Annotated in this window: 13 protein-coding genes and 1 pseudogene; 8 read left to right on the top strand and 6 right to left on the bottom strand. The window is 57.7% G+C overall.

Annotated features, from left to right (window positions below):
- Positions 1-187 precede the first annotated feature (187 nt).
- Positions 188-1120 carry an adenylate/guanylate cyclase domain-containing protein gene (locus K9U38_RS21080; RefSeq protein ID WP_224496324.1) on the top strand — a complete coding sequence of 311 codons (933 nt, stop codon included), beginning with the start codon at positions 188-190 and terminating at the stop codon, positions 1118-1120.
- A 32-nt stretch (positions 1121-1152) separates the two neighbouring features.
- On the opposite strand, the gene K9U38_RS21075 is transcribed toward K9U38_RS21080, so the two are convergent.
- Both K9U38_RS21075 and K9U38_RS21070 read right to left on the bottom strand, forming a co-directional pair.
- The gene (locus K9U38_RS21075; RefSeq protein WP_224496319.1) at positions 1153-1518 is read right to left on the bottom strand and encodes a hypothetical protein; all 366 of its coding nucleotides are present in this window, start codon (positions 1516-1518) and stop codon (positions 1153-1155) included.
- A gap of 4 nt (positions 1519-1522) precedes the next feature.
- A complete protein-coding gene (locus tag K9U38_RS21070; protein WP_224496318.1) occupies positions 1523-2470 on the bottom strand; it encodes a hypothetical protein in 948 nt (315 codons plus the stop codon).
- Between the two features lie 476 nt (positions 2471-2946).
- Between K9U38_RS21070 and K9U38_RS21065 the strand changes: the two genes are divergently transcribed.
- Entirely contained in the window at positions 2947-3279 is a 333-nt protein-coding gene (locus K9U38_RS21065) for a sunset domain-containing protein (RefSeq protein ID WP_224496317.1), read from the top strand.
- A gap of 95 nt (positions 3280-3374) precedes the next feature.
- Here K9U38_RS21065 and K9U38_RS22090 read toward each other — a convergent pair whose 3' ends face one another.
- Entirely contained in the window at positions 3375-5240 is a 1866-nt protein-coding gene (locus K9U38_RS22090) for a calcium-binding protein (protein WP_304622567.1), read from the bottom strand.
- 597 nt (positions 5241-5837) lie between these two features.
- Here K9U38_RS22090 and K9U38_RS21040 point away from each other — a divergent pair.
- Positions 5838-7364, top strand: a complete 1527-nt coding sequence (locus tag K9U38_RS21040) for a UxaA family hydrolase (RefSeq protein WP_224496316.1) — start codon at positions 5838-5840, stop codon at positions 7362-7364.
- 91 nt (positions 7365-7455) lie between these two features.
- On the opposite strand, the gene K9U38_RS21035 is transcribed toward K9U38_RS21040, so the two are convergent.
- Entirely contained in the window at positions 7456-8943 is a 1488-nt protein-coding gene (locus K9U38_RS21035; RefSeq protein ID WP_224496315.1) for a mannitol dehydrogenase family protein, read from the bottom strand.
- A gap of 26 nt (positions 8944-8969) precedes the next feature.
- Positions 8970-10367 (bottom strand): glucuronate isomerase, encoded by a 1398-nt coding sequence (gene uxaC, locus K9U38_RS21030; RefSeq protein ID WP_224496314.1) that lies wholly within the window; start codon positions 10365-10367, stop codon positions 8970-8972.
- 340 nt (positions 10368-10707) lie between these two features.
- On the opposite strand from uxaC, the gene K9U38_RS21025 reads away from it, so the two are divergent.
- From K9U38_RS21025 to K9U38_RS21005, 5 genes and pseudogenes are all read left to right on the top strand, one after another.
- Positions 10708-11388, top strand: a complete 681-nt coding sequence (locus K9U38_RS21025) for a GntR family transcriptional regulator (RefSeq protein ID WP_224496322.1) — start codon at positions 10708-10710, stop codon at positions 11386-11388.
- Positions 11389-11416: 28 nt separating this feature from the next.
- Entirely contained in the window at positions 11417-12607 is a 1191-nt protein-coding gene (gene uxuA, locus K9U38_RS21020) for a mannonate dehydratase (RefSeq protein ID WP_224496313.1), read from the top strand.
- Positions 12608-13092: 485 nt separating this feature from the next.
- Positions 13093-13398, top strand: a complete 306-nt coding sequence (locus K9U38_RS21015) for a septal ring lytic transglycosylase RlpA family protein (RefSeq protein WP_224496321.1) — start codon at positions 13093-13095, stop codon at positions 13396-13398.
- Positions 13399-13520: 122 nt separating this feature from the next.
- Complete coding sequence (gene gshB, locus K9U38_RS21010; protein WP_224496312.1) at positions 13521-14462, top strand: glutathione synthase; 942 nt, start codon at positions 13521-13523, stop codon at positions 14460-14462.
- 112 nt (positions 14463-14574) lie between these two features.
- A pseudogene (locus tag K9U38_RS21005) lies at positions 14575-14805 on the top strand (magnesium chelatase domain-containing protein); the annotation flags it as partial.
- A gap of 108 nt (positions 14806-14913) precedes the next feature.
- Here K9U38_RS21005 and K9U38_RS21000 read toward each other — a convergent pair.
- Entirely contained in the window at positions 14914-16401 is a 1488-nt protein-coding gene (locus tag K9U38_RS21000) for a site-specific integrase (RefSeq protein ID WP_224496311.1), read from the bottom strand.
- Position 16402 lies beyond the last annotated feature (1 nt).

Below are 16402 nucleotides of genomic sequence, written 5' to 3'. Positions count from 1 at the left end.
TCTTGCAGCGACTGTGCCTCGGCCTACCCGCTGCGATTATGATGACTTCGCAGACCTTCTCGCCTTGGAAAATCGTCCGGACGTGCCTATGTTCGATCGGAGCGCAAGCGCCCATTGTCCGGACCGGGCTGGACAGGCTTTCGCTCCCGGAGATATGGCCCGCGGCGATCGAGCGAGGACGAAGGCGATGTCAGAGACGCGGCGCAAGCTGACCACGATTTTTTCGGCCGACGTTCAGGACTACACCAGACTGATGCGGGCCGATGAGGAAGGCACCCTTGCCACGCTCAAGCACTATCGCGATGCGATGGCACGACTGATCGTGGCCCATGGCGGCCGCGTCATCAATACCTGGGGCGACGGACTTATCGCCGACTTTCCAAGCGTCGTCGAAGCGGTACGCGCCGCAGTGGACGTGCAGAACGAGCTCGCCGGCTACAATACCAAGCGCCCGGATGATACGCGCATGCTGTTTCGCATCGGCATCAATCTCGGCGACGTGATTGCAGAAGACGACGACATCTATGGCGACGGCGTCAATGTTGCCGCGCGCCTCCAGGCGTCGGCGGCGCCAGGCGGCATTGTGATCTCCAGTACCGTGTACGATCAGGTGCGCAACAAGGTCGCCGTCGGTTTTGAATTCCTCGGCCAGCTCGAGGTCAAGAACATCGAGGGTGGCGTGCCGAGCTACGCGGTGCGCATCGGTATGGACGACGAGGATGCCGGGCAGGCGAACCCTGCGTTCGGGCGGCAGCCGCCGTCTTCGGCTTTGCCGTTGCGGACGCCAGCCGCACCGCTGCGGGCGCCTAGCAGGACATATGGCGTGGTTGCCGTGATCGCCGTGGCCCTCACCGGCCTGAACCTTTTGACATGGCAGGGAGAGTTCTGGGCAGCATGGCCTCTGCTTGCGCTCCTTGTGCTGACGCTGCTGATCTGGCTGCGGTCATCAAAGGGTACCGATCGCGTGCTGGCCACATTCGGCGCGGCGGGTGTGGGCATCGCCGGCATCAATCTCTTGTCCTGGGACGGCACATTCTGGGCCATATGGCCGCTATTTGCCTTCGCCATTGTTGCGGGTCTTCGCTGGGTCATGCGCCGGCAGCCGTCCGTCGGGCGGTAGTCCAAACCGCGCGCGGGGCGCTTAACGATCCGTCACACGAGTGATAGCACGAACTTCACAAGCACCGGTGCGAAACAGGCCCAGACGCAGTAGGACAATATCCAGTTCCACTTATGTATCCAATGGTCTGCCGGAAAACCAAAATAAATCCCGGCAACAATGATCGCGAGGGCGACTGCGGCGATGAAGCATTTCACCAGCCGCGAATTCGAGCTCATGCAGGTGAAAGTAAGGAGCGTTCCGAGCGCGACGGGAATTATCAGCAGGAATTTGACCACTGCGTCTTCATAGATGCCCGGCTGATAGATGGATACCGGATAGAAATTCGTGACCGTTGCGGCTATTGGCGCAACGAGCGTCAATCCGCCAATGAGTTGTTCTAGCTTTGTACTAGCCATGCCACTACTCGCATCTCAAAGATGCAATCGGTGATATTCTCACCGGGGAGTAGATCGGAACCGTGATGCACGTTTCCGTACCACCATGGGAGATCGTTATTGGCTGTTCGAGGACTACGTTTTCTCCGGGATCTGACTGGGGCGGATACCTGACCGACACACTATACTTGTTTTCCACGAGCTCCAGGTTTTCACCTTGCAGCTTGTCTGCCATCGCGGCGTATTCCTCAACCGCTGGTTTTGCTGCAAGTGCCGAGACCCAAGGAGCCTTTATACCGGTCACGGCATCGTTGCTGTTTCTTGAAATGGAGATGTCGATTTGGAAGCCTTGACTGTCCCTTTTGAGGCTTGAGCCAACGTCAACAGTGGCATTGCCTACACTGAGGGTGCCGCCCACTTGTGGCGGATCCGGTACGGTGTTGTCGGCGCCGGGCGTCGACTGGGCAAGCTCGATCTCGTCTAGCTTGTACGCTACAAGCCGAACGTTACGGTTTTCGCCAGGTATCGCACCGGCGAAATAACCCTCGGAAGGAACCGTACTCGACTTGAATGAATGAATCTGCGTCGGCTTCACTGACGGCTGCGATGTGCCAATGGTTTTGATCCAGCTCACCCTGTTATTGATGCCGGGCGCCAGGTTTCGTGTCTTGAGCCCGGCATCGGGCCAGTTTAGTGCCAATATATCCGCATTGGCGTTGTTGATCAGCTCGTAGCGAATGCAGAACTGCCCGCCTGTCTGATTGTTTTGCGGCGCAAACCCCGAAAGAACGTCGAGCTGGTAAACGACACCGCTTTCCGAAATGGCCGCCTTCCGAGCCTGCACGTTTGGGTCCCCCTGACGAAGGCCTTCTGGCGGCGCCGGACACACTGGCGCATTTTGCGCGAGCATTGCGCTTGGAGAAAAAGAAAATAAAGCAGTTAGAAGATAGAACCCAATATCTGTGTTTTTCAATTTACCCCCCCCGCTTATTCTTGATTACCCGCCTCCTCGTCTAAAATACTACAGTTTAACCCCTGCCATCAACTGCGAGAGTTACCTTGTCTGGCGGGTTAGCAAGACGCCGAACGAATATCCGGTAGAGAGCCAAGCAGCCATGCACTCGTTCGCAATCCGGATCAATCCTGATCCATCTGCACCCAGTCGTCATCATCAACGGCAGGACGGTCGTCGACCTCTCCCTGATAGGCAAGCAGAACAATCGAAACGAGTGCCAGGACCAGCGTAAAGTCATGCATCGGCTTATCCTTCCCATCGCGGCAGGCAACGCCGTTACGTCTCCATGCAGCAACCGCGCTAACAGGAGTTTAGGTCGATATTTGTTGAAATGGAGGCACCAGACAGACAATTGCAGGCAATTCGCTCACTTTGCATTTACCGCATCCGCAAACAGAAATTGCAACTTTTGATTGCCGTTGTTCTGATGGCGCATGGATCGCCATCGGCACAGAAACCACAACCACAGGGGCGGGGCATCCTCCGGGCCCGTTTCGAGATTCCTGCTATCCCTGTTGGGCGCGGGTCTCCTGCTTGCCGTCGGATATTCGATCGAGGGGTCCAAAAGCCCGGTCGCGCCGCTCATGGCCATGGCGACAGGATGCGACATAAAGGGCAATGTGAGCATCGAGACCGGCGAGCGCATCTACCATGTCCCCGGACAGAAATTTTATCCGCAAACGGTCATATCTCCCCAATATGGCGAGCGCTGGTTCTGCTCGGAGTCCGAGGCGCGACAGGCTGGCTGGCGCAAATCGAAGCGGTAAACCGTGCCCGCACTATTTATGATGACGGCCGTCCAGCAGATAATCTCCGCTGAACGGCCGCAAGACGCGACGGGGGTGATCGCGTCGGGGGATGCTTACATCATGAAGTCATTGGCCGACCAATCATGGTCGAAATCACCACTGACCTGAATGATGAGGTCGGCAGCGCCATCGCCATTGATATCGGCTTCGACATGCACGTAACCCTGGGCATTGTCCGGGACAACAACGCGCAATTCGCCGGCGGCACCGGTAAAATCACCGCCGCCAATGAAGTGGAACTCCTGATTGCCGGCCGTGCCTGTATTGGCATCGATCCGGCTCAGGTCGATCTTGTCGCCTTCGGCCGAGCTGAAGTCGACGACGCTGTCGGCATAGGCCTGTCCATCGACAGACTGGTTGCCGCGTTCGGCATAGTCGAACTGGAAGATATCGGCGCCCGCGCCGCCTGTCAGCACGTCGAAGCCAGCGCCGCCGGCCAGAACATTGTTGCCTGCATTGCCTGTGAGGAAGTCGTCATACTGGCTGCCGATCAGATTCTCGACTTCGACCAAAGTATCGCCCGCGGAGTTCTCGCCCGTGGAAAGGTCGATGGTGAGGCCGCTGGCAAATGTCGTATAATCGACCGTATCGATGCCGGCACCGCCAACGATGATATCGTCACCGTCGCCACCGATCAGCAGGTCATCGCCATTGCCACCGGCAAGAACGTCATCGCCCGCACCGCCCAGCAGCGTATCGTTGCCATCGCCACCGAGGAGAATGTCATCCCCGGCACCGCCGTCAAGATTGTCGTCACCGGCGCCGCCTTCCAGCGTGTCGGCGCCATTGTCGTCCGCACCGCCAGTCAGCCAGTCATTGCCCTCGCCGCCCAGGAGATGATCATCGCCAGCGCCGCCGTTCAGCCGGTCGTCGCCGCTGCCGCCCCACAACGTGTCGTTTCCGTCTCCGCCGCGCAGCCAGTCATCGCCGTCATCGCCATACAATTGATCCGCACCCGCGCCACCGTCGAACCAATCCGTGCCGCTGCCGCCAATGAGCGTATCATTGCCAGCGCCGCCGTTGAGGCGATCTTCGCCATCATCGCCGATCAGCGTGTCGTTGCCGTCACCGCCATAGAGCCAGTCTTCACCGTCGCCGCCCTCGAGGCGATCATCGCCCGCGCCGCCGTCGAGCCAGTCGCTGCCTGCTCCACCGGCGACATAGTCGGCGCCCGCACCACCATTGAGGCGGTCGTCACCGTCGCCGCCATTCAGCCGGTCGTCGCCTGCGCCGCCAATAAGCGTGTCGTTGCCTTCACCGCCGCGCAGCCAGTCATCGCCATCGCCGCCATTGAGATAATCCGCACCGGCTTCGCCATCGAGCCAGTCCGTGCCGGCTCCGCCGAGCAGCTTGTCATCGCCCTCGCCGCCGTTCAGCCGGTCCTCGCCTGCGCCGCCATCCAGCGTATCGTTGCCAGCGCCACCATGCAGCCAGTCATCCCCCTCGCCGCCATAAAGCTTGTCATCGCCCTCACCGCCATCGAGCCAGTCGGTCCCGGCACCGCCGGACAAGGTGTCATTGCCCGCGCCGCCCGCAAGCGCATCATCGCCGGCAAGGCCGACCAGCACGTTGTCGCCATTGTCCCCGGACAGCTTGTCGGCAAATGCCGAGCCCACGAGGTTTTCGAAACCGACCGCCAACCGGTCGCCTTCGGCGTCGCCGCCCCAGGCGCCGAGAACGCCAAGGCCGTTGAGGCCACCAAGGCGAACAATGACGCCCTCCGGCGAGCTCTCGTAACCCAGCGTGTCCGTGCCTTCACCACCAAACAGCAGGTCGGAATCGCCGCCCTTGCCTTCGATGTAGTCGTTGGCGCTCCCCCCCAGGATCCGGTCGTCATCGTCGCTGGCGATGATCACCTGGTCGACGCCATTGCCCGGATGAATATCGAGAAGATCGAGCAGGGATTGGTTCAGCGCCATCGAGGCCTCCATTTGGGACGTACTTGGGGGTGTTATTTATCTATAGTGCGGCAATGAACTACAAAACAATCTTCAAGCCAAATGAAATTTTCATTACGTAGTACTGTTTAAATATACTATTAACATACTTCAAAATTTGAACTATATTATTCTTCGAATTATTGTTTGATTCCAATGGGAGTTCGATTGCCTCACCGCTTGCAGACCCACGGGAAGGCGCTGGCAGGAGCAGTTTTTCGGCCGTTGCATGGTGGTGTCGTACCAAAGGGTACGGCGCCACAGATTGCAAATCGCGGCGCCCTGCCCGTTACGCGTTGATTCACGAAACTTACGGGAGGGGGACAGCGATATTGCACCGCTTGCGAGCAAGTTCGTACGGTTTCTGGGTAAGCTCGGCCTGATCCTGATGCAAAAAGTGCGAATTCTCACCAGAAATTTCAACTATGGCGTGAAGTTTTACTGCATGAGGTTGATTCGGGGAATGTAATGTCCATTCCGAGCGACGCCACAGCCAGCGCTGCTCGAACATGTTATCTTGCCGCATTGCAACCCGCTGCCGGACCAACTAATATATTAATTGACCAGTTGGAGATTTTAATGGACACCCTCAACGTACCGAGACATTTGCGCCTCCATGCCAGCGACAATGTGATTGTTGCCGTCGACACGTTTCAGGCCGGACAGAGCATCGAGGGGGTGATCGTTGCCGATCGCGTTCCACGCGGGCACAAGCTGGCCTCGCGAGTGATCAGCGCCGGGGAGCCGGTCCGAAAGTTCGGCCAGGTCATCGGTTCGGCGTCCCGACGGATCGAACCCGGTGAATGGGTGCACGAGCACAATCTGAGTTATGGCGATTTCGTGCGCGAGGCCGACGCGTCACACGCCGTTCATTCCGCCGGCATTCTGCCAGTCGACCAGCGCGCAACCTTCCAGGGCTTTCGCCGCGCCAATGGCCGCGCAGGTACACGAAATTATATCGGCGTACTGACGTCGGTGAACTGTTCGGCCACGGTTGCGCGGTTCATTGCAGAGGCGGTCCAGAAATCGGGAATCCTCGACGAGTACCCGACGGTCGACGGCATTATTCCTCTTGTTCACGGCGGGGGCTGTGCTCTCGATGTGAAGGGTGAAGGCTACGAGGTTCTGAAGCGCACGCAATGGGGCTACGCGACCAACCCCAATATTGCCGCCGTGCTCATGGTTGGCCTCGGGTGCGAAGGCTTCCAGATCGGCCGCTGGAAAGAGGCCTACAATATCACCGAGAGTGACACGTTTCGCAGCCTGACGATCCAGGAAGTTGGCGGCACTCGCAAGACGATGGAAGCTGGCGTCGCCGCAGTCAAGGAGATGCTGCCGACGGCTGCCAACGTCAGGCGCGAGACGATTCCCGCGTCGGAGCTGATGCTGGCGTTGCAGTGTGGCGGTTCGGATGGCTATTCCGGGATCACAGCCAATCCCGCGCTCGGTGCAGCTGTTGATCTCCTCGTCCGGCATGGCGGCACGGCGATCCTTTCCGAGACGCCTGAAATCTACGGAGCGGAACATCTGCTCATCGAGCGCGCGTCAAATCCTGAAGCCGTGGAGCGCCTGCAGTCGGTTATCGCCTGGTGGGAGGACTATACGGCGCGCAACAGGATGGAAATGAACAACAACCCATCGCCCGGCAACAAGGCGGGCGGCTTGACCACCATTCTCGAGAAGTCACTGGGTGCGGTGGCAAAATCCGGAACCACGCCGCTGGAGGCCGTCTATGGCTATGCGGAACCGGTCACGGCGCGTGGCCTCGTCTTCATGGACACGCCCGGCTACGATCCGGTTTCGGCAACCGGGCAGGTCGCCGGCGGCGCCAACGTCCTTGCCTTTACCACCGGACGTGGTTCTGCCTATGGCTGCAAGCCGACACCATCCATCAAGCTTGCCACCAACACGCCCATGTACAATCAGATGATCGAGGACATGGATATCAATTGTGGTGATGTGCTTGACGGCGTGTCGATCGAGGACAAGGGTCGCGAGATTTTCGAGCGCATCCTGAAGGTCGCATCGGGTGAGCGCAGCAAGTCCGAGGAGCTCGGCTATGGCGATGCCGAATTCGTGCCATGGCAGATCGGCGCAACCATGTAATCCGGTGGCGAACGATGCAACGGCAAACGGGAGCCCCTGGCTCCCGTTTCGATTCATGGCATCTCCGGCGTGGTCTGTTGCGATTGCGGCGTTACGCCGCCAGCTCCGCCACTGTACGCGCCGCCCCCAGCACCAACAGCTTTTCCAATGCCTGGCCGACTGTCCGGCGGAATCTGTCGTTCTTCGGCAGGTCCTCGCCGAAAATCTGGTCCAGTCCGAGATAGGCCTCGAGCAGGTCGGCCGCCACCGTTTTTCCGGCCGTGCGAAGCCTGAACTCAGCGGCAAGCGGATCGCGAACCTCAATCGGCCGGCCATTCTCGTCGATGCCGGTCGCATAGCGCATCCAGCCAGCCACACCTAGGGCGAGGCGATCGAAGGATTGTTCCTGTTCCAGTCGTTTGCGAATGGTGTTCAACAGGCGCTGCGGCAGCTTCTGCGAGCCATCCATGGCTATCTGCCAGGTGCGGTGCCGAAGGGCCGGATTGCGGAATCGCTCACGCAGTTGAGCCTTGTAGGTACCAAGGTCAAAGCCTGGAAGTTGCGGCAGGGTCGGAGTGATCTCCTCGTCCATCATGGATTCGACGAGATTGTTGAAGCCGTCCGCCTTCATCACGTCGGAAACGGTTTCATGGCCGGCGAGATAGCCGAGATAGGCGAGCGTGGAGTGGCTGCCGTTGAGCAATCGGAGCTTCATCAATTCGAATGCATCGACATCGTCAACGAACGTTACGCCAACGCTCTCCCATGCCGGGCGCCCCGTTGGAAACCGGTCCTCCACCACCCATTGCGTGAACGGCTCGGTCATGATCGGCCACGCATCAACCAGTCCCAACGCCTCGCTCACGGTCGCCCGATCTGCGTCGGTGGTGGCCGGTACGATCCGGTCAACCATGGTGGAAGGAAACGCAACCTCGTCCCGGATGAATTGCGCAAGGCCAGGATCGCGCAATTCAGCGAACCGGGTGACTACTCTCTCCAAGGTTTCGCCATTGGCCGGAAGGTTGTCGCACGACAGCAACGTAAAAGGTGCCGTTCCGTCGTGCCTGCGGCGAGCCAGCGCTTCGACGACAAAGCCGATAGCGGAACGGGGCGATGCAGGATGAGCCAGATCATGGGCGATATCCGGGTGGTTTTCATCAAGCGAAGCCGTAGCAGGGGAATAGCAATAACCCTTTTCAGTGACCGTCAGCGACACGATCCTCACGTTCGGATCGATCATTGCGCTCAACACGGCTTGGGGATCTTCCGGCGCTACCAGCACCTTGCCCAGGCTGCCGATCACGCGAAAGCTGTCGCCGCCACCGTCCCGTATCGCCACCGTGTAGAGACCGTCCTGTGGTTCCAATGCGTCGCGCGTGTCGCCGCTGCGCAAGGAAACTCCGAGAATGCCCCATCGTTTGTCGCCACTGGCCAGCACCGCATCCGTGTAGACCGCCTGGTGTGCACGATGAAAGGCGCCGATTCCCAGATGAACGATACCGGTTTTGACCAGAGCACGATCATATGCCGGCTGGCCTATCTTTCCGGGCAGGTGCTGGAGCGCCGCTTCAGACAGGCGAATAAGTTCGTTTGACGTCATTTGAGCCCGAGCCGCCTCTTTCTGTTTCAAAGCCTGTAGGCTTCCTTTGCCAACCGGTAAGCGAGGTCATGTGCGATGTCATGCGCCTCATCTTCATCCAGCCGGTGGTCCGCAACCAGTTGCGCCAGATAGGCGCAGTCAACGCGTCTTGCCATGTCGTGGCGCGCCGGGATCGAAAGGTAGGCGCGTGTATCGTCGTTGAACCCTACCGTATTGTAGAACCCGGCCGTCTCCGTCGTCATTTCGCGGAAGCGGCGCATCCCCTCAGGGCTGTCATGGAACCACCACGCGGGACCAAGGCGCAGGGCCGGGTAGTGTCCAGCAAGGGGCGCGAGTTCGCGGCTATAGGCTGTCTCATCAAGCGTGAAGAGGATCAGTGTCAGGCGCGTATCATTGCCAAAAGCGTCGAGCAGGGGTTTCAACTCTTCGACATAGCCCGTGGCGCGCGGGATATCAGCACCCTTGTCCGCTCCGAACCGCTGAAAGAGGCCGGGATTGTGATTGCGGAACGAGCCGGGATGGATCTGCATGACCAGACCATCATCAATGCTCATCCGCGCCATTTCCGTCAGCATTTGGGCACGGAAAAGGTCTGCCTCCTCTGGAGAGGCACCCTTCAATACGCGATCGAAGAGCGCTGCAGCATCAACGGATGACAAATTGGCGGTACGGGCATTTGGATGCCCATGGTCGCTTGAGGTCGCTCCACGTGCCTTGAAATAGGCGCGCCGCACGCGATGCGCTTCGAGGTAGCCGCTGTAATCGAGCGTCGTGCCGGCAAGAGCGATAAAATCTTCCACATTCGAACGGAAATCCTGCCGTGAAGCATCAATAACGGCGTCCGGCCTGTAAGCCGGAACAACCCGTCCGCTCCATCCGGAATTCAGGATCACATCGTGTGCGGCCAGGTTGTCCGTTGCCGCATCGGTCGTCGAGATGACTTCAATGCCGAACTGTTTGAAAAGTGCGCGCGGCCGCATTGAGGGGTCATTCAGCCGCTCCGCAATCCGGTCGTAGATAGCGTCTGCATTGCGTTCACCCAACCGCTCCTCGATGCCAAAAACGTGTTCCATTGCATGTTCGAACCAGAGGCGGGAGGGCGTGCCCCGAAACAGCGGCCAATGCCTGGCGAACAGGCGCCAGATCTTGCGCCCGTCGACTTCGACCGGGCCTCCGTCGCTGCGCGGTACACCGAGATCCTCCAGCTTCACGCCTTGCGAGTAGAGCATGCGGAAAATATAATGGTCCGGCTTTACAAAGAGGCTGGCAGGATCTGGAAATGCCTCGTCTTTGGCATACCACCAGGGGTCGGTGTGGCCGTGAGGCGAGATGATCGGCAGCCGTTCGACGGCACTGAACAGACGGCGGGCAATCCCGCGAGCATCCGCTTCGATTGGGAAAAGCCGGTCGGGATGAAGCGCCATTTGTAGTCCTTGCTGCGTCAGTAATCGCTGTTCTGTGCAGCCACAACGAGTCGGTCGAGCTTGCACATTCTGCGCCTGTCAATTTCAGGCGTCGATGATCTTGGCGAAGAGTAGAGAATAATATATTAGTATGTCAACTGGGTATGCGCGGTTGGGAATCAGCTAACACCGCGGGCTTTGGGCTATGAATCGGGGCAGAATTCCAGCATTCAGGCTGACATGGTCCAATAGGAAGAGATGGAGCGCTGCAATGACAGCACAGAACCGGGGAGAAAAGAGTTTGGCGTCAATGCCATTGCCTGAAGCGCAGACTTCCGGCAACCAGAACGACCGCGCCGCCATGTCGGGATCTCGCGGGGCTGTTGCGCGGGTGACGACGGCTACGGCAATCTACCGCGAACTGCATGCCGCCATCGTGGCCATGGAATTGACTCCAGGCACACCGCTTAACGAGAAAGTCCTGACTGAACGTTTCGGTGTTAGCCGCACCCCGGTGCGCGAGGCGCTGATCCGCCTTGTCGAAGACGGGCTTGTGGATGTCTTTCCGCAGTCGGGCACCTTTGTCTCCCGTATTCCCGTAGCGCTGATTCCGGAGGCGGTCGTCATCCGGCAAGCCCTTGAAGGCGCAACAGTCGAGCGTGCCGCGCAAAAAGCGACAGTCAAGGACATTGAACGACTCGATGAGATCCTGGCTCGCCAGCAGTTTTTTGCTGACCGGCAGAATGTGAGCGCCTTTCATGAGGCCGACGAGGCCTTTCACGAAGCTATTGCAGGAATTTCGGGCCATCCCGGCATCTGGAATTATCTGAAACCTGTGAAGGTACAGATTGACCGGGCGCGCCGGATGACCTTGCCGGCACTCGGACGAATGGAATATGTGCTGTCGGAACACAGGACCATTCGCAACGCCATTGAAGCCCATGACGTGCCTGCTGCCTGCGCGGCGATGAAACAGCATCTCAATGCCGTCATTCCCGACGTTGATGAACTGAGAAAAAGCCACCCCAAATCCTTTATTTGAGCGTGGCACAACAGAAACGGAGAAATGAATGCGTCAGTCATGGCGGTGGTTCGGCCCCAAAGCAGGGGTATCACTTGACAATGTACGCCAGGCGGGAGCCACGGATATTGTCTCGGCCCTGCATGAGGTGCCCATCGGTCAGGCATGGACAGAGTCGCAGGTGCGTGAGCGCAAGTCGCTGATCGAATCGACGCCGGCGGGCCGGCTTCCACTGACCTGGTCCGTCGTCGAAAGCATCCCTGTGCCTGATGCAGTCAAACGCCTCGGGGGCGCTGCGACACACGAGATCGCCGCATGGATCGCCAGCATGGAAGCCCTTGCAGCGAATGACATAAAGGTCATCTGCTACAACTTCATGCCTGTCGTCGACTGGTGCCGCACCGAACTGGATTACGTCACGCCCACCGGCGCGACCGCGATGCGCTTCGACCACAACACGTTCGCCGTGTTCGATCTGCACATCCTGCAGCGAAAGGGCGCGGAGAACGATTATTCGGAAGCCGACCGGGAAATTGCCAGCGATCTCTATGCAGCCATGGGCGCCCAGGAAATCGCAGACCTTACCCGCAATATTGCGAGTGCCTTGCCCGGCTCGACCACGGAGCCGCTCACCATCCCGGCATTCCGCGACAAGCTGGATGCCTATTCGGGAATCGACGCCAGGCAATTGCGCCAGCATCTGGTCGAGTTTCTCCTGGCTGTGACGCCCGTCGCCGATGAGCTTGGCGTCAAGCTGACACTCCACCCGGACGATCCGCCCCGCTCGCTCTTCGGCCTGCCGCGCATCGCATCTACCGAGGCCGACTATGCGGCGCTGTTCGATGCTGTACCTTCACCGGCCAATGGGATGTGCTATTGCACCGGCAGCCTTGGCGTGCGCGCCGACAATGACTTGCCGAAAATCGCCCGGCGCTTTGCCGGACGCATCCATTTCGCCCATTTGCGTGCAACGACACGCGAAGGCGATGGCCGCAGCTTCCATGAAGCCGCGCATCTGGAGGGTGACGTCGACATGGTTGCCGTATTGCGCGAATTGCTTGCCGAAGACCGCAAACGCGACAGGTCGAACAGCATCATTTTCCGCTCGGACCATGGTCATCGCATGCTTGACGATCTGAACAAGGAAGTAACCCCCGGCTACCCTGCGATCGGCCGTTTGCGCGGCCTGGCTGAGCTGCGGGGTATTATCCACGCCCTCGATGCCAGCACCCCCGCGTAAGGCGATCACTTTTTTGGAGAGTGACCGACCCCGGCCCGACAGCCGGGGTCATTCTACGTCTAAAGTATTAATCCCTATGAACTATTCAGCGCCAATTTGTAGACCGAGTTGCAGCGGCAATCAATAATTCGGGTAGTATTGACCACATTGTGGCCATATTTCGCTCTGGGCAGAGACACAGGCGCGCGCGTTTTCCAAGCATCGTCGATCACATTTTGAATCATATTAAGACAAGTTTTTTGAGTAACTTGAGTAGTCTTTGCACTTGATCTCGGCTCTGTTTCATCGGCGGGACACCGCAACGACACATTTGTCCAAAATAGAAGAAGCTACTCGCCCACGCTAAGATCTACTTGCCCAAGATCAATCCGATGCGTGCGTCTTCAGTCTGGCAGTTCTGCCATGGGCTCTCGAAAAGTGCGAATTCAAATATGGTTTCTCTTGCAAGTATCCGTACGGTACTCACTGCATCCATCTTCGTCCTGATGTTTGGTGCGGTGTCAGCGAATGCTGGTTCAGCCTGTGGCGGTGCTTCCTGGTATGCCCTGCATTCAAAGACAGCATCCGGTGAGCGGATGAACCCCTCCGCCCTCACCGCAGCCCATCGCACATTGCCTTTCGGCTCCAAGGTGAAGGTCACCAACCAGCGCAACGGCAAATCGATTGTTGTGCGCATCAATGATCGCGGACCTTTCATCAAAGGGCGCGTCATCGACCTCTCCAAGGGCGCAGCGCATCGCCTCGGCTTCGTCGGTGCCGGGCACACCAACATCTGCATGGCCCGCCTGTAGAACAGTTCCCGAGCGGGTAGACGCGTCCATCCACTTGACCAGGATGCGATTGCAGCATTGACCTTGATCGTTGAACGTGACATCGCCATGTGAGCATTCCTAATCAATTCGGGGAACGTTCCATGGCACTGAAAGTCGCGGTCCAGATGGACCATATCAATTCGATCAGGATCGGCGGCGATACGACCTTTGCGCTTTGCCTGGAAGCGCAGAAGCGCGGCCACACGCTTTACCATTACACACCGGACCGGCTCAGCATGCGTGATGGCGTGGTTTCGGCGCGCGTGGAAGAACTGAACGTTCGCGACAAGGAAGGCGATCACTTTACCTTGGGTGAGCCGGTATCGCGCGACCTGTCCGGGATGGACGTGGTGCTCTTGCGCCAGGATCCGCCCTTCGACATGAACTATATTACGACCACCCATATTCTGGAGCGCATTCACCCAAAGACATTGGTCGTCAATGACCCGGCCTGGGTGCGCAACAGTCCCGAGAAGATCTTCGTCACCGAGTATCCAGACCTGATGCCGGAAACGTTGATCACCAAGGACCCGGTCGAAATTGCTGCCTTCCGCAAGGAATTCGGCGATATCATTTTAAAGCCACTCTATGGCAATGGCGGCGCCGGGGTGTTCCACCTTGCCGACGGCGACCGCAACCTGACTTCGCTACTCGAGATGTTCGGCCAGATGTTCCGCGAACCGTTCATCGCCCAGCGTTATTTGAAGGATGTGCGCGCCGGCGACAAGCGCATCATCCTGATCGATGGCGAGCCGGTCGGCGCGATCAATCGCGTCCCGTCAGAAACGGATGCGCGCTCAAACATGCATGTGGGCGGGCGGGCGGAGAAAACCGGACTCACCGCGCGCGAACTGGAGATTTGCGCCCGCATCGGGCCTGCGCTGAAGGAGCGCGGCTTCATTCTGGTCGGCATCGATGTGATCGGCGACTACATGACCGAGATCAATGTCACCTCACCCACGGGAATCCGAGAAGTGAAGCGCTTTGGCGGTGCTGATATCGCTGCCTTGTTCTGGGATGCGGTTGAAGCCAAGCGCAGCTGAACATCTTTGTAATTTGTTCCCTGAATGTTCTTGTCATGCGGATTGAACTGTGCTGATGTAGCGTCATTGGCACATATTCATTTTCAATGTCCGTATTTTCAGGAAAGTTTTCATGGTTACCCGCGTCCGCACGGTCGCCTTTCAGGGAATAGAAGCGCAGCCCGTCGATGTACAGGTAATGATTGCCCCGGGCAAAATGGGCATGCATATCGTTGGACTTCCGGACAAGGCCGTCGCGGAGAGCCGCGAGCGGGTTCAGGCGGCGTTGCATGCCTCCGGGCTGTCAATGCCCGTCAAGAAAGTGACCGTAAACCTTGCGCCAGCCGACCTGCCCAAGGAAGGGCTCCGAAGGCGGAATTGAGATTCTGTATTCGGCTAAAAATGTTAAGGTATCAGCGACTTAGGCATTCATCGCACGAATACACCCGTGGAGCTATCCTCAACTACTGCATTAAGCGACGTAAGAGCCCTTCGCACTGGTAAGAGCGATACCATGACTCTTCAAAAATCGATACAAGGCCGATCGCATTTCCGCACCCTCGTCCCCGTCCAACCGCAACGCTAAGAGGCTGAGCGCTTCTGCGTCATTTTCATTCTGAACTGTAATTACATGGCCGGAAAATAGTCGCTCCTGCTTAACGATGTTGTTTATGTATTTCCGTATAGATTTTTCATTAGAATGTCCCAACATCTCGCAAGCGAGATGTATGAGCGATACAAAATCTACCCGCCCCCCGTTATTCGCACGGTCCTTGTTGTATAGATCTCTTACTACTTCTTCAGCGAACGTCGCTCTCAGGCGATGAGAACTGCCTTTAATACCGTGAATTCGGAAAATTTTGTTGATAGCTTTGCCTATCGAGCCTGCCTGCAAAGCTTTCCCTGATTTAAATGAAAGAAAAATATTGTCCGGCGGCGCGTAGTCCGGTTTGCAGTCCCTCAGGCACGTTGCTTTGCGCCTCTCAATGAAATCGTTTCGGTCAGACCAAATGTAGTCGAGTATCTCTCCTGCCAACCGAATGGAGATTGGAAGCGGTCGAACTTTTGCCTTCTCGATGACCATGGCAAAGATATAACGCCGACCGGATTTTTTGAAGGCTCTAAGCGCATCGACGATAGTACGACGGCAGTTTTGATCGGCCAACGCTTTTGCAGCGAGTGATGTTGGGTCGTTGGCCATTGGAGAAAGGGTTTGAAATAACTGAGTCTCTTCCATCATGGCAGTAAAGAGGGACTCGATTGTCAAGTCCTCGACGCCACATGCTCGCGCTCCACAGAATGTTTCCAAGCTTGCTGCAAGGTAATATGTGCTCGCTCTGTTCGCGTTGCTCCGGTCAAGGAGTGCCCCGATGATTTTCTTTGCTTGTTCGGGCGATGGTGTCGCCTTGCTACGCCTCCTTCGTTCTTTTGCACTTCGGAGAGCCGTTCGCGTATTGTGGTTGTCGCCAGCGAAGCGCGCAACGCCGATGCCGATACCTACTTTCTTGGAACGGATTCTATAGGTTCCGAGCGAACTGGCGTTGAGCGGAGCGATTACATTTGAGATCAGGTTGAGCCTGTTCTGCAGCACGTGATAGAATTTGTAAATTATATCGCGCTTACGCGTGATCGTATCTTTATACACAATTGCGTCGCGTCTGCGCGGGACCACCATGCTGGCATGGGCTTTAGCTCCTCCATCAAAATATTGCTTAAGGATTTCCTCTGTTGGATATCGAAAGTCAATCCCGATTAACGCACAGTACTCACAGTAGTCGAGGAGGCATCGCGATTCGCTTTCCAAGGAACTATCAGACCTTCCCTCGCTTTTACGATAAGCAATATACGCAGCAATCGGAAGTATTACTATTCCGCGCCTATCGGTTGCGACCGGATACTTGATCACCTCTGCACGATCAATGGTTGCCGAGATGAAATGGACTTTCGGAGCGACTGCCACT

Source organism: Phyllobacterium lublinensis (genome assembly GCF_020164435.1).
GTDB lineage: Bacteria > Pseudomonadota > Alphaproteobacteria > Rhizobiales > Rhizobiaceae > Phyllobacterium > Phyllobacterium lublinensis.
Note: the sequence above shows the minus strand (reverse complement) of the source record. Positions and strands in the feature narration are given on the sequence as shown.